Below are 13,732 nucleotides of genomic sequence, written 5' to 3'. Positions count from 1 at the left end.
CCCACATCGCGCGCACCGGCTCCGGCCGACGACCGCCCCGAGCGGGACCTCGACGCCGGAGCGTACCGGACATCCTGCCTGACAATGATGCTCGCCGATTGATTCGGACGTATTGCCGTCACTTTGCCTTCCGGCCTGACACCGGAAATGCGAACCGCCGCACCGGAAACCTCCGGCGCGGCGGTTTTCCGCACTGTCCGAAGACTCAGCGCGGCGCGTTCGGGCGCAGCGCGATCGCCTTCAGGAAGATGTCGCCGATCTTGGCCGGGTCCTCGGTGACGAAGGTGCCGCCGCCGGTGACGTTGGTGATCGACTGGAGCTCGGTCTTGGAGACCTCGTTGCCGATGCCGATGATGACCACCTGCACCGGACGCTCCGCATCGTTGAGCTGCTTGAGCTGGCTGATCAGCGAGGCCTGCGAGATGCCGCTCTTGTCGTCGTTCTTGCCGTCGGTGAAGAGCACGATCGAGTTCACCCGGCCCGGCTCCCAGTCCTGCTGCACCGTCTTGTACGCCTCCAGCACCGTGTCGTACAGACCGGTGTTGCCGCTGGACGGGCGGATTGCGGCGAGCTTCTGCTCCAGCCGGCCCCGGTTGGTGGAGAGCGGGTTGATGGGCAGTTCCTCGCGCCAGTCCCGCGAGCCCACCAGCTCGGTGGAGAAGCTCCAGAGGCCGATCGACCAGGAGTCGTCGAACAGGTTCAGGCCTCGGCTCGCCGCCGACACGGTGACCTGTTCCCGGGTCGCACCGCCCGCGGAGGGCACCTTCGTCTTCATCGAGCCGGAGACGTCGACGACGGCGAGCATCCGACCGGACTGGGTGGCGATGGACCAGCCGGAGACCGCACGGTCTATCGCGAAGGGGTCCAGGCCACCCACCGCGCCGACCCCCGCCGGTGCGGCGGTCGCCGGACCACCGGCCGGGCTGGGCGCCCCCTGCGGGGCCTTGAAACCGTCACCCCAGTTGCCGTCCGGCGCCCGCAGCGACTGGGCGGCCAGCAGCTTCTTGAAACCCTGCGTGGTGAGCAGCTCGAAGAGCACCCGGGCGGCCGACTGCTTGGCCGGCTCGATGCCCGGCAGCACCGCGAACGGGTAGTCCAGCGGCATCGGCGCCGGCTCCAGGTAGAGCGCGGCCAGCGGGATCGGCGGCTTGGTGCTGTTGTACGCCATGACGTCTTCCTCGGAGAGCGCGGCGGCGCCGAGCCCGCTGGCGATGGACGTCGGGTCGTTGGAGCGCGGGAAGCGGGCGAGCAGGTCCTGGCGCAGCGCGGAACGGCCGGTGGCCAGCGCCCGCAGCGCCCCGGTGGTCGCCTTCGCGGTATCGCCGCCGGAGGCGCTCGCCGCGGCGGTGAGGGAGAGCAGGCCGGAGAGGCCGGCGGCGTCCTGCGTCGGCTCGACGATCCCGGCGCGCAGGCCCTTGCCGGCGCTGACCGCGTTGAGCAGGTCGGTCCAGCCGAGCTTCTTGTCCGGCCAGCCGAAGCGGGAGGCCACCGGCTCCGGCATCGCCACCACCACCGGGCTGCGGGCGACGGAGTTGCCGTTGCCCGGCGCGAAGGCGGTGGCGCCGTTGTTCTTCAGCCGCAGCAGCCAGGTGGAGGAGTCCGGGATCCAGACGTCGGGCGTGCTCACCGTGCCGCTGGCCTGGCCGACACCCGCGAGGGTGGCGCCGTGCTTGCTGGCGACCGCGGCCGCCACGTCCACCGGCTCGGAGGCACTCACGTTCACCGCGATGCAGGTGCCGCTCACGGCCGCGCCGTCCTTGACCCACTGCGCCGAGGCCTTCTGCACCGCCGGGGCGAGTTCGGGAGCGGCGGCCACCGACAGCTGGATCTCACCGGAGCAGGACGGTCCGGCCAGCTGCTGGTAACCGAACCAGGTACCCCCGACCACGACGACAAGCGCAGTCGCCGCCGCGGCGGCTCCTGCTCCACGGATACTTGAACGCATGCGATGGCGGCCAGACACGCTGACCATCTTGCGTATCTCGTTCGGATAGTGCCATAACCGTTCGGTTGAAAGTTACGCAGGAGATACAGTTGATCGCTCTTTCGGCACAGTGAGTAATCAGTCAGTGTCGCGCCGTTGCCACGATCCACACCGGACGGAGCTGCTCAGGGCAGCACACAGGTCGGGCTCGGCACCGGGACCGGCTCGCCGACCGGGTCGGGAACACCCGAGCCGGGGTCGACCCGGAACACCCGGACCATGTCGGCCCGCTCGTCGGCCAGGTAGAGGTGGGGCCCGGTCAGCACGAAGTGCCGGGGCCACTCGCCCCCGGTGTCGACCTCGGCGACCAGCCGGGGCAGCTCGGCGTCCAACGCGAAGACCGAGACCGTGCCGATCCCCCGGTTGCCGACGTAGAGGAACCGGCCGTCCGGCCCCACCGCGATCTCGGAGGGCTGGACGTGCCCGGTCCGCCCGCTGGCGTCCACCCGTCCCTGCTGGTGCCACGCCCCGTCCGGGGTCGACTCGTACCCGGTGACCGTCGCGTCCAGCTCGCCGGCCACCCAGCAGCGCCGCCCGTCCGGGTGGCGGCCGAGGTGACGGGGCCCGGTGCCGGCCGCGGTACGGATCCGGGGCGCGCGGGGCACCAGTCGGCCCGAGTCGGCGTCCAGGTCGTACCGGTAGATCGAGTCGGTGCCCAGGTCGACGGCGAGCAGCGGCCCTCCGGCCGGGTCCGGGGAGACCATGTGGCAGTGGGCCTGCTCCTGGCGCTCCGGGTCGAGGCCCTGCCCCTGGTGCACGACCAGGTCGCTGCGTTCGGCGGGCGCGCCGTCGGCGGCCAGCGGGAAGACCGCCACGCTGCCGCCGCCGTAGTTGGCGACGAAGAGGTGCCGCCCGTCGGGCGCGACCGCCAGGTGGCAGGGGTCGGCCCCGCCGGTCGGCCGGACGCCCAGCGGGGTCAGCTCGCCGTCGCCGCCCACCCGGAAGGCGCTGACCCGCCCCTGCGGCAGCTCGTTCACCGCGTAGAGGACGGGCAGGGCGGGATGCCGGACGAGGAAGGAGGGCGAATCGGTCACCGCGACGGTGCCGAGCGGGGTGAGTTCCCCCGAGTCGCGATCCCGGCGGGCGGCGACGATGCCGTCCCCCCGCCCGCCGCTCGCCGCCGTGTAGCCGCCGATGTGGACGATCGTGTTCGTCACCGGTGCACCCTCCGCCGATCCTGCCGTCGATCCAACCAGAGGCTTCCCGGTCGACCCGGGCGTTAGCCCTGTTTTCCGGAATTTCCTCCGAACGCCGGCGGCGGGGCTGCGGGTGCCACCGCCCGGCCCCGCCGCCCGCCGGTCAGGAGACCGGGACCGGTTCGCCCCGCTGCCGGGCCACGTGCTCCACCAGCGAGATCAGCACCAGCTTGGCGGACTGCCGGTCCCGGGCGTCGCAGAGCACCATCGGCACGTCCGGGTCGATGTCCAGCGCCTGGCGTACCGCCTCGATGCCGAACCGGCGGGACCCGTCGGAGCAGTTCACCCCGACCACGAACGGGATGCCCCGCTGCTCGAAGTAGTCGATCGACGGGAAGCAGTCGGCCAGGCGCCGGGTGTCGGCCAGCACCACCGCGCCGAGCGCGCCGAAGGCCAGTTCGTCCCAGAGGAACCAGAAGCGGTCCTGCCCGGGCGTGCCGAAGAGATAGACCTGGAGGTCCTCGTTGATCGTGATCCGGCCGAAGTCCATCGCCACGGTGGTGGTCGACTTCGCCTCCACCCCGGAGACGTCGTCGGTGCCGATGCCGGCCCCGGTCAGCACCTCCTCGGTCTGCAACGGGCGGACCTCGCTCAGCGCGCTGACCAACGTCGTCTTGCCCGCGCCGAACCCCCCGGCGATCAGGATCTTGAGAGCCAGCGGCAACCGGGGCCCGGAGGAGTCCCGGTCAGAGCGCACGTAGTCCACTGACCACCGCCTTGAGGATGTCGTTGTCGGGAAGACCGGCGGCCGGCGGCTCGTGCACCGAGACCAGGCCCCGGGCGAGCAGGTCACCGAGGAGGACCCGGACCACGCCCACCGCGAGGTCCAGGTCGGCGGCGAGGTCCGCCACCGCGACGGGACGCCGGGCCAGCTCGACCAGGCGCCGGTGCTCCGGCTGGAGGCCCGGCTGGCCGGCCGGGTCCGCGGCCGCGCCGGCCAGCACGAACGCGACCAGGTCGAAGCCGTCGACGGCCGGGCGCACCCGGCCGCCGGTGAGGGTGTACGGACGAACCACCGGGCCGGCCGCCGCGTCCAGCCACTCGTGCTGGGCGCCCGGCGGCTCAGCCCGCATCGACGGCCCCCACCGTCGGGCGGGCGGGGGCGGTCAGGTTCTCGCCGACCCGGATGACCAGCATCGCCATCTCGTACGCCACCAGGCCGATGTCCGCGTCGGCCGCGCAGACCACGGCCAGGCAGGCGCCCCGCCCGGCGGCCGTCACGAACAGGTACGCGGACTCCATCTCCACCACGGTCTGCCGCACCCCGCCGCCGGTGAGGTGCCGGCTGGCGCCCTTGGCCAGGCTGGAGAAGCCGGAGGCCAGGGCGCAGAGGTGCTCGGCGTCGGCGCGGTCCAGCTCGGCGGAGGCGCCGAGCATCAGCCCGTCGGCGGAGAGCACCACGGCCTCCCGGGCGGCCGGCACCCGGTCGACCAGCTCGTCGAGCAACCAGCCGAGGTCGACGTTCTGCCTCGTCGTGTCCACCACTAGGCGTCCCTCTCAGTAGCGGTCGGGGAATCGGGGGTCGCCGCCGTCGCACCCGGCGGCGGGGACGGCGCGGGATCCCCGCCCCGCCCCTCGGTACGGCCGCCGGTCGGGGCGGGTACGGCGCCGTCGGGTCGCCCCGGCGGCACGGAGCGGATCACACTGTCGCGCCGGCCCCGGGCGGTGCCGGCCTGGAGCGCCGACATCTGCCGGCGTACCTCCTCCGGGGAGCGGGCGGCCGGCGCCTCGGCGACCTGCGGGCGGGGGCGGGCGGCCGGCCCGCGCCGGCGGACCCGGCGGGGCAGGCCGTCGCCGTCGGGGGCGGCCTCCACCGAGGAGATGCGGGCCGGGGCGAACGGCAGCACGGTCTGCTCGGTCCGGTCCCGCCCGGCGCGGCCGTTGCGGGGCCGGGGCAGGGTGGCCAGCCGGGTGACCACCGAGGCCGGCCGTCCGGTGTTGACCGGCGTGGCCGGCGGCTCCTCGGTGACCAGGTCGGACGGGACGAGGACCACGGCGGTCACCCCGCCGGGAGCCTCGGAGCGCAGGGTGACCCGGACGCCGTGCCGGGCGGCGAGCCGGGACACCACGAACAGGCCGAGCCGGGCGCTGTCGGCCGGGTCGAACTCGGGCGGCCGGGCGAGTCGGCGGTTGGCGTTCTCCACCGCCTGCGGGGTCATGCCCAGGCCGTGGTCGGTGATCTCCACGACGTAGCCCCGGGGCACCTGCTGGCCGGAGACCTCGACCCGGGTCTCCGGCGGGGAGTAGGCGGTCGCGTTCTCGATCAGCTCGGCGAGCAGGTGGATGACGTCCGCGACGGCCCGGCCGACCACCCCGGCCGGCTGCACCGCCCCGATGTCCACCCGGTCGTACGCCTCGACCTCGGAGACCGCGCCGCGCACCACGTCCAGCACGGCCACCGGCTGGCGCCAGCCCCGCCCCGGGGCCGCGCCGGCCAGGATGACCAGGTCCTCGGCGTGCCGGCGCAGCCGGGTGGCCAGGTGGTCGACCCGGAACAGCTCGGCCAGCTCGTCCGGGTCCTCGGTACGCCGTTCCATCCGGTCGAGCAGCGCCAGCTGGCGGTGCACCAGGCCCTGGCTGCGCCGGGCGATGTTCAGGAACACCTCGTTGAGGCCGCGGCGCAGGGTGACCTCGTCGACCGCCGCCCGGACGGCGGTCCGCCGGACCTCGTTGAAGGCGCGCCCGACCTCGCCGATCTCGTCGGCGCCGTACTCCAGTGGCGGCGCCTCCCGGGCCACGTCCACCTGCTCGCCCCGGCGCAGCCGGGCCACCACGTCGGGCAGCCGCCGCTCGGCCATCTCCAGCGCGGCGCTGCGCACGCCGGTCAGCCGGCGGGCCAGCGTGCGCCCGACCCGGACCGCGACCAGCAGCGACACCACGATCGCGGCCAGGCCGAGCAGCCCGGCGACGGCGAGCCGGACCAGGATGCCGACGGCCACCGGCACGGACCGCTCGGCCAGCCCGTCGGCCTGGCTCAGCTCGAAGTCGCGCAGCGCCTGCTGGACGGCGTCGTGGCTGGTCTGCCAGCTGCGGGCGTCGACCGGCGGACGAGCGGCCGGGTCGGCCCGGAGCAGCCCCTCCTGGAGGGTGCGCAGCTGGACGAAGGCCGGGTCCTCGGTCAGCCGCTGGTAGGCGCTGCGGGCCTCCGGCGGCAGGTCGGCCACGGCCGTGTCGACCAGGAACCGCTCGTTGCCGATGGTCTGGGTCAGGAGCAGGTGCTCGCCGTCGGAGAACCGCCCAGCGGCGAGCGCGCCGGCCACCAGCGCGTCGGTCTGGCCGAGCAGGTCGCGGGAGCGGCCGAGCGCGGTGAGCGCCAGCGCCTCCCGGTTGAGCTCCGGGTCGGGTAGGGCGGCCATCGCCGAGAAGGTCTGGAAGGCGGAGGAGATCATGCCGCTGTAGAGCCCGACGGCGCCGGCCCGGTCCACCTGCCGGCGGTCGATGAAGCCCCGCCCGGCCGGCAGGGCGTCGAGGGCGGCGACCAGCTTGTCGAGCCGGACGTCGAGCAGGTCGCCGGCCGCGTCGCGCAGCTTGTCCCCGCCGACCCGGTCCCGCAGCGCGGCGATCGCCGCGTCGGTGCGTCGGCGCTGGTCGGCCAGGGCCGGCAGGGCCGCCGGGCCGGCGAGCTGCACCACCGAGAGCCGGCGTTCGCGTTGCAGCTCGGTGACCACCACCTCGCCGGGGCGGCCCAGGTCGTAGAGGAGGGTCCGCGCGGAGAGCAGATCCAGCGCCGGGCCGAAGGTCAGCGTGGTGGCGAAGATCCAGAGCGCGAGCAGGGCGGCCACCGGGGTGACGAGCAGGGCGGTCAGCTTGGCGCGGATCGGCCAGTCGCGGGTGTCCATTGAGTCCTCGCCCGAAGGGATGGCAGCGGTGGCGCCGGCACCGGCCGGGCAGCGTCCCGGTCGCGCCGGGCACCGGCTCGGGCGCCTTGGGCAGGATACGTAATCCCGCGCCGTAGCACTACCGTCCGTCTCGCCCGTCACTACGAATCCGGTGTGGACCGTCGCGGGAGGACACCCGGCCCTGGACGACGGCCGCCCCGCGGCGAACCGGCGCGGCGTCGCGTGCCGAGCGGAACGGTCAGTCGTTGACCGAGATGTCGAGGCCGGGGCGTTCGGCGTCGGAGTGGACCGACATCACCCCACCCCAGGCGCGTTTTCTGAATGAATCAAGTTGTCGGGACGGCTCACCCCGTGGGCCTGGCCATGCTCGGGTGGGGAAATCGGCCAGGAAAGTGCGCGGGATCGGGATTGGCGGCCAGCGCGCGGAGGGAATACCAGGTGGCGAAGGAGGAGCCATGTCGCCCACGCAGGTAATCGTTGTGGTTCTCGTCGTGCTGGTGGTCGTGGCGCTGGTCGCCGCGGCCGTCGTGGCCGGCCGGCGGCGCGCGCTCAGGCGCCGCTTCGGCCCCGAGTACGACCGGGTCGTCGCGGAACAGGACAGCCGCGGCGCCGCCGAACGGGAGCTGCGCGACCGGGAACGCCGGCACGCGGAGCTCGAACTCACCCCGCTGGACCCCGAGTCCCGGGCCCGGTACGCCGCCGCCTGGGAGGAGCTCCAGGTCCGCTTCGTCGACTCCCCCGGCGAGACCGTCGGCGACGCCGACGAGCTGGTCAGCCGGCTGATCGCCGAGCGGGGCTACCCCACCGGGGATTTCTCGGACCAGATCGCCCATCTCTCCGTCGACCACGCCCGCACCCTCACCCACTACCGGGACGCGCACGAGATCCGGGTGCGCAACGAGCGCGGTGAGGCCAGCACCGAGGAACTCCGCCAGGCCGTCGTGCACTATCGCGCCCTCTTCGCCGACCTGCTCGGCGAGGAGCCGGTCGGGCACCGGCCGCCGGAGCAGCGCCGCCCGGACAGCCCGCACGACGTCACCAGCCACTGAGGAGCCGACGATGCGCCAGGAAGAGCAGCAGGGCAGCACCGACCACCCGGAGGCGGTCCGCTCCGCCCCGGTGCCGGTCCCCCCGCCGGACGCCGCGACCCGGACACCGCGGGACGACCGGGACAGCCGGGCCGACATCCCCGACGACGTGCTGGACGACCGTGGCACCTTCGACGACCCGCGGGTGGCCGCCGACCGGCGCGTCGACGACCCCGACGACACCCGCCCGTACGACGTGCGTGACCGCGACGACGCCGACGGCGACGGACGGCCGGAGTTCCACGAGCCGGCGTCGCCGCCGACCGCCTTCGCGGGCGCGACCTCCGTGGGCGACGCGGTCGCCGCGTCGGCGCTGGCCGGCGGCCCCGCGGAAGAACGCGACCCCCGGGGCGAGGACACCGTGGCGCCGGGTGACGGCGCGCCCGGGCGGACCGAGCCGTTCGACGACGAGCGGGCCGACCCGACCGCCGCGGACCGGATCCACGACCCCCAGCGGTGGGAGGCCGAGCACACCCCGGACGGGGTACGCCCGGGCGGCGACGCGCCGGCGAAGGGCGCGGCCGGGTACGGCAGCGCCGAGCCGACCATGGTCGACCCGGACGCCGAGGCGCCGGAGGGTGGCGCGACGGCGGCTGCGGCCGGCGTCGGCGCGACCGGTGCCGCCGGTGCCGCCGGGGTGGCCGAGGCGGCCCGGCCGTCCGGAGCGAACGTCCCGACGCACGCGGCGACGCTCTTCGAGGCGGACTCGGCGCAGGCTTTCCGGGACCGCTGGCGGGAGGTGCAGCTCCGCTTCGTGGACGACCCCCGCGCGGCGGTCGGCGAGGCCCAGTCGCTGGTCGAGGAGGCGATCCAGGCCCTCTCGGACGCGCTCGCCGCGCAGAAGGAGAAGCTCGGCGGCTGGCAGACCGCCGGCTCGGCGGACACCGAGCAGCTGCGGGTGGCAGTGCGCCAGTACCGCGACTTCCTGGATCGGGTCCTCGGACGCTGATCACCTACCGGACGCCCCGGCCGGATCGTCGGCCGGGGCGTCCGCGTGCGGACCGGACGAACGGCAGGAGATCGGTCGTCCAGGGGGTGACAGCCGTCCAGTACCGAGGAGGCCCGCACGGCGTGACCTCCGCCGGCATGGGCCGGTCCCAGCGGGGTACGCGAGATCAGGGACGCGCCTGGGACAGGAGGTCAGCACCATGACGGATCGTGACCCGAACCGCCGACCGCTGGAGGAGAGCCCGGAGGTGGCCGCCGCGGTCGACGACGAGACCACCGTGCCGCAGTTGGCCACCGGGGGCGGGCCCGACCGGGACAACCCGTCCTTCACCGAGCCCGGTGGCGGCGCGGGCGGCGGCGTGTCGACCGAGGATTTGCTCGGCGACCCGTACGCGGCCGGCACCGGCGCCACCGGCACCGGCACGGGGGCCGGCGGGGACAACATCCGCACCGGGGCCGAGCAGCCCTGGGAGCCGGAGGATCTGGTGATGGCCCGTGGGCAGGACATGACGCCGGCAAACCTCGAGCGGGCCCGCCGCGACCTGGCCGAGCACGGCCGGGCCGCGATCGAGCGGACGGTCCCCTGACCGGCACGCCGCCGCGGACCCGCGCGCCGGAGCGCCGGGTACGGCGGGGGCCCCTGACCCGACCGGATCGACCGGTCGGGCCAGGGGCCCGTGGGGAACCCGCCGCGGCGGTGCCTCACTCCCGCCGCGGCGGGTGGGCCGTCCGCCCGGTGCTCAGAGCGCCGGGTAGGCGTTCTTCATGAGCTCCTGGAACTGTGCGGAGAACCAGGCGCCGGAGATCGGCGCGTTCGGCAGGGCGCCGCTGAGGCTGTTGCCGTTGCGGGCGTTGCCGGTGTAGGTCGGGTCGCACATCCGGTCGAAGCCCTTGCCCTCGTTGTTCGGGATCAGGCTGCTGGAGCCGTCCGACTCGCCCGGGGGCTTGACCCAGACGTACGCGTCGATGCCCGGCTCCGGCGCGGCCTTGGGCCGCTCGCCGAGGCCCGCGCCGGCCTGGTTGCACCAGTTGCCGGCGTGGATGCGGCGGTCGATGCGGCCACCGTTGACGTAGGTGTCCACGCTGGTCGTCGCGCCCGGGCCGGTGGGTCGGGCGGTGCCGCCCCAGCCGTTGCGGGAGGTGTCGATCAGCATGCCGATGTTGGCGTCGAAGCCGGTGGAGACCAGCTTGGCGCGGAACGCCTGGGCGAACGAAAGCTCGTCGACGTACTGGTTCCAGTCGATCCACTTGGACTGCCGGACGGTCTGCCCGTTCACCGTGTCGGTGATCTTGATGTACGGCTCACGCAGCGCCGAGTAGTTCGCGGTGTTGACGATGAAGCCGTGCACGTTCTTCACGGTGCTGCCGGAGGCGGTGGCGGCCTGGTAGAGCTGGGTCGCGGTTGGGCCGAGGTTGCTGTCCCAGCCGATCCAGCCGTGGTGGGCGGCGTCGATGTAGTTGTAGACGTTGCCGATGGCGCCCAGCTTGGCCAGGGCGTACCCGACACCGTTGACGTACGCGCCGTTGGCCTTGACCGTGTCGCACATCGCGGTGCCGCCGGGCTGGCCGGAGGTGTTGGTCACCAGGTTCGGCAGCGAGTCGATCTCGATGATGTTGACGATGCGCAGGCCGGCGTACTTCGGGTCGGCCTGGATCGCCGCGATCGGGTCGATGTACTCGGCCTTGTACCGGGGCAGTTCCTCCGGACCCAGCTCACCGTTGGAGGCGAGCGCCGCGCAGTCCCGGCCGGGCAGGTTGTAGATGACGAACTGGATGTAGCCGGCCCCCTGGGCCAGGGCCTTGTCCAGGTGGTCACGCACGCCCATCGAGCCGTTGGAGCTGCTGCCGGTGGTGCCGTTGATGGCGGCGATCCGGTCCAGCCAGACGGCGGTCGGGTTGTTCGACACCCGGCTGCCGCCGGGCTCGGCGTCCGCCTTCGCCTTCCACTCCGGGTTCACGTACCCCTTGACCCCGACGTACGGGTTGTCCACCTTCTGGCCGGGGGTGGTCGGCGTCGGGGTGGGAGTGGGGTCCGTGGGCGTCGGGGTCGGGTTGGTGGGCGTCGGCGTGGGGTTCGTCGGCGTCGGCGTCGGGTTGCCGCCGTTGCAGACCGTCCCGTTCAGGGTGAACGAGGTCGGCTTCGGGTTGCTGCCGCTCCAGGCGCCGTTGAACCCGATGCTGGTGCTGGCGCCGGTGCCGAGCGACCCGTTCCAGGACTCGCTGGCCGCGGTGACGTTCTGGCCCGTCTGCGACCACTTCGCCGACCAGCCCTGCTGCACCTTCTGGCTGCTGTTCGGGAAGGTGAAGCCGAGGTTCCAGGAGCTGACCGGGTCACCGAGGTTCTTGATGGTGACGGTGGCGGTGAACCCGCCCGGCCAGTCGCTGGTGGTGTAGTCGACGCTGCACTGGGTCGCGGCCTGCGCCGCGGTGACCGGGATGGCCACCATCCCGCCCGCGACCAGGACGCTCGCACCGGCTAGCGCGACCGTCCGGCGCCGGCCGGACAGGTTTCTCCACAGATTCATGCCACTGAACTCCTTGGGCGAGACCGGATCCGCGTACGGCCCGGCGGAATGGCCCGGCTGGACGTCCCCGCGGGGACGGTCCTCGGCGCCAACGGGATATCTCGGGGGTGCCCGACCCGGACGGGCGTGGTGGTGGTGACGTCGACCGGTCACGCGGACCGGTCCAGCGGCGACGCCGTCCGGTCGGACCGGTTGCCCTCGACGTCTGCCTGCGCGGTGTGGCTCCCCGAACCGCGTGCAGCGATTCTTGCATGGGAGCGCTTCCATAGCAATGACTCGATGCGGCCCGCCACGAGGGCCGAAACGGTACGGCGTGGCCCGGGTGACGCAGCCCGAGCGCCACCGCCCGGGACGGCACGGCTGGGCCTGGACGGCCGCGAGATCCACAAAAGCCGCTTAGCACTCCAAACTCACTGATCGCCTAAAAACAACTAAACACGAATCTTTCCCCGGAAAGGTCGCGAAGCGGTCTAACGTCGGTCGTAGCTCGAGGGACGTCGGGCTCAGGACAAACAGGGATGGAGTGAAGCAGGTCATGGCTAAGAAGATGCTCGGGAAGCTCGTTGCGGGTGCCGCTCTCGGCGGCGCGTCCCTGCTGCTGTTCTCGCCCGGGGCGGCGAACGCGGCCAGCGCGTACACCGTCGACAAGCCGCAGGTCAGTCTTCCCGGTACCTGCTCTGGGGACCACGAGGACTGGGACCACAAGGACTGGGACCGCAAGGACTGGGACCGCAAGGACGAGGACCGCAAGCACGACGACGGCAAGGACCACGACGGCAAGCACGACGACGGCAAGCACGACGACGGCAAGGACCACGACGGCAAGGACGAGAACGGCAAGCACGACGACGGCAAGAACCACGACGGCAAGGACGAGAACGGCAAGCACGACGACGGCAAGAACCACGACGGCAAGGACGAGAACGGCAAGGACTGGCAGGGCAACGAGTCCTGGCAGTCGGGGGCCGATGGCCAGGGCGGCGGCATGCTTGCCGACCAGCCGGGCAAGGAGCAGGACCGCAAGGACGAGAACGGCAAGCACGACGACGGCAAGGACCACGACGGCAAGGACCGCGACCGCAAGGACGAGGACCGCAAGCACGAGGACGGCAAGCACGACGACGGCAAGGACGAGGACCGGAAGGACCACGACCGCAAGGACGAGGACCGGAAGGACTGGGACAACCGGAGCTGGGACAGCCGGGACGAGGACCGCAAGGACCACGACCGCAAGGACCGCGACCGGTACTGCATGCCGCATGGCGGCGTCGACGGCGGTGACGGTGGCATGACCACCACCAGCCTGGACCGCAACATGGCCGCCAGCGGGGTGGGCGTCATCGGTGCCGCCGCCCTGGGCGGCATGATCCTGCTGCGCCGGCGTCGGGCCGATGGCCTCGTCTGACCAGACGGCGACACGGGCCGGCGGCCGTCACGGGAGACCGTGGCGCGCCGCCGGCGCCGCCGTCGTCGTCCTGCTGGCCATGGTGGGCGCCGGCATGATCGGCGCGTCGCTGCGGACCGAACCGCCGCCCCGCCCCCCTCAGCCGCGGGCCCAGTCCGCCCCGCAGACCCCCGCCGCCGAGCCGGACGCCGTATCCGGCGAAGGCCCGGTCGAGGCGGTGGAGGTGCCCCCCGCCGCGTTGTCCCGATCCGCCCCCAGCACCATTTCGATCCCGCGCATCGGGGTCGACGCCGAGATCATGACGTTGGGCACCAACCCGGACGGCACCGTCCAGGTCCCCCCGCTGGACCAGGCCCAGCGTGCCGGCTGGTACTCCCCCGGGCCCAGCCCTGGCGAGGTCGGCAACGCGGTGATCGTCGGGCACGTCGACTCGGCGAAGCTCGGCCCCGCCGTCTTCTTCGAACTCGGCGCGCTGTTGCCGGGTGACACCATCACCGTCACCCGCGCCGACGGGGTCAAGGCCACCTTCGCCGTCGACGAGGTCCGGTCGTACCCGAAGGTGTCCTTTCCCACCGAGCTGGTGTACGGCCCGAACGACAAGCCCGCCCTGCGGGTGGTGACCTGCGGCGGCGAGTTCGACCAGGCCGCCGGCAGCTACCCCGACAACATCGTCGTCCTCGCGACGTTGACCGCGTGAACGCGACGCGCCTCCGGCGGGACTACGTCCCACCGGAGGCGCGTCGGCGT

At 73.3% G+C, this 13,732-nt stretch carries 12 protein-coding genes; 5 read left to right on the top strand and 7 right to left on the bottom strand.

Going from position 1 to position 13,732, the window contains the following annotated elements:
- Positions 1 to 205: 205 nt before the first annotated feature.
- The 6 genes from GA0074696_RS08725 to GA0074696_RS08700 form a co-directional block, all read right to left on the bottom strand.
- A complete protein-coding gene (locus GA0074696_RS08725) occupies positions 206 to 1,945 on the bottom strand; it encodes a substrate-binding domain-containing protein (protein ID WP_088960618.1) in 1,740 nt (579 codons plus the stop codon).
- A gap of 164 nt (positions 1,946 to 2,109) precedes the next feature.
- The gene (locus GA0074696_RS08720) at positions 2,110 to 3,141 is read right to left on the bottom strand and encodes a lactonase family protein (RefSeq protein WP_088960617.1); all 1,032 of its coding nucleotides are present in this window, start codon (positions 3,139 to 3,141) and stop codon (positions 2,110 to 2,112) included.
- 142 nt (positions 3,142 to 3,283) lie between these two features.
- A complete protein-coding gene (locus tag GA0074696_RS08715; protein ID WP_088960616.1) occupies positions 3,284 to 3,886 on the bottom strand; it encodes a GTP-binding protein in 603 nt (200 codons plus the stop codon).
- Positions 3,867 to 4,253 (bottom strand): DUF742 domain-containing protein, encoded by a 387-nt coding sequence (locus GA0074696_RS08710; protein ID WP_088960615.1) that lies wholly within the window; start codon positions 4,251 to 4,253, stop codon positions 3,867 to 3,869. The genes GA0074696_RS08715 and GA0074696_RS08710 overlap by 20 nt, the downstream gene beginning before the upstream one ends.
- Positions 4,243 to 4,665: a roadblock/LC7 domain-containing protein gene (locus GA0074696_RS08705; protein WP_088960614.1), complete on the bottom strand. Its 423-nt coding sequence runs from the start codon at positions 4,663 to 4,665 to the stop codon at positions 4,243 to 4,245. Before GA0074696_RS08705 ends, GA0074696_RS08710 begins: the two co-directional genes overlap by 11 nt.
- A complete protein-coding gene (locus GA0074696_RS08700) occupies positions 4,665 to 7,019 on the bottom strand; it encodes a sensor histidine kinase (protein ID WP_088960613.1) in 2,355 nt (784 codons plus the stop codon). Before GA0074696_RS08700 ends, GA0074696_RS08705 begins: the two co-directional genes overlap by 1 nt.
- Positions 7,020 to 7,474: 455 nt before the next feature.
- On the opposite strand from GA0074696_RS08700, the gene GA0074696_RS08695 reads away from it, so the two are divergent.
- From GA0074696_RS08695 to GA0074696_RS08685, 3 genes are all read left to right on the top strand, one after another.
- Positions 7,475 to 8,068 (top strand): hypothetical protein, encoded by a 594-nt coding sequence (locus GA0074696_RS08695; RefSeq protein WP_088960612.1) that lies wholly within the window; start codon positions 7,475 to 7,477, stop codon positions 8,066 to 8,068.
- A 10-nt stretch (positions 8,069 to 8,078) separates the two neighbouring features.
- On the top strand, positions 8,079 to 9,056 hold the full coding sequence (locus GA0074696_RS32230) for a hypothetical protein (RefSeq protein ID WP_088960611.1): 978 nt from the start codon (positions 8,079 to 8,081) through the stop codon (positions 9,054 to 9,056).
- A gap of 199 nt (positions 9,057 to 9,255) precedes the next feature.
- Positions 9,256 to 9,642, top strand: coding sequence for a hypothetical protein (locus GA0074696_RS08685; RefSeq protein WP_088960610.1), 387 nt, complete (start codon positions 9,256 to 9,258; stop codon positions 9,640 to 9,642).
- Positions 9,643 to 9,795: 153 nt separating this feature from the next.
- Here the strand turns inward: GA0074696_RS08685 and GA0074696_RS08680 are convergent, their stop codons facing one another.
- The gene (locus tag GA0074696_RS08680) at positions 9,796 to 11,580 is read right to left on the bottom strand and encodes a glycoside hydrolase family 6 protein (protein ID WP_088960609.1); all 1,785 of its coding nucleotides are present in this window, start codon (positions 11,578 to 11,580) and stop codon (positions 9,796 to 9,798) included.
- Between the two features lie 535 nt (positions 11,581 to 12,115).
- On the opposite strand from GA0074696_RS08680, the gene GA0074696_RS08675 reads away from it, so the two are divergent.
- Both GA0074696_RS08675 and GA0074696_RS08670 read left to right on the top strand, forming a co-directional pair.
- Positions 12,116 to 12,985 (top strand): hypothetical protein, encoded by an 870-nt coding sequence (locus tag GA0074696_RS08675; protein ID WP_157745856.1) that lies wholly within the window; start codon positions 12,116 to 12,118, stop codon positions 12,983 to 12,985.
- Positions 12,972 to 13,682, top strand: coding sequence for a class F sortase (locus tag GA0074696_RS08670; RefSeq protein WP_088960607.1), 711 nt, complete (start codon positions 12,972 to 12,974; stop codon positions 13,680 to 13,682). The genes GA0074696_RS08675 and GA0074696_RS08670 overlap by 14 nt, the downstream gene beginning before the upstream one ends.
- The last annotated feature ends 50 nt before the right edge of the window (positions 13,683 to 13,732 follow it).

Source organism: Micromonospora purpureochromogenes (genome assembly GCF_900091515.1).
GTDB classification, from domain to species: Bacteria; Actinomycetota; Actinomycetes; order Mycobacteriales; family Micromonosporaceae; genus Micromonospora; species Micromonospora purpureochromogenes.
Note: the sequence above shows the minus strand (reverse complement) of the source record. Positions and strands in the feature narration are given on the sequence as shown.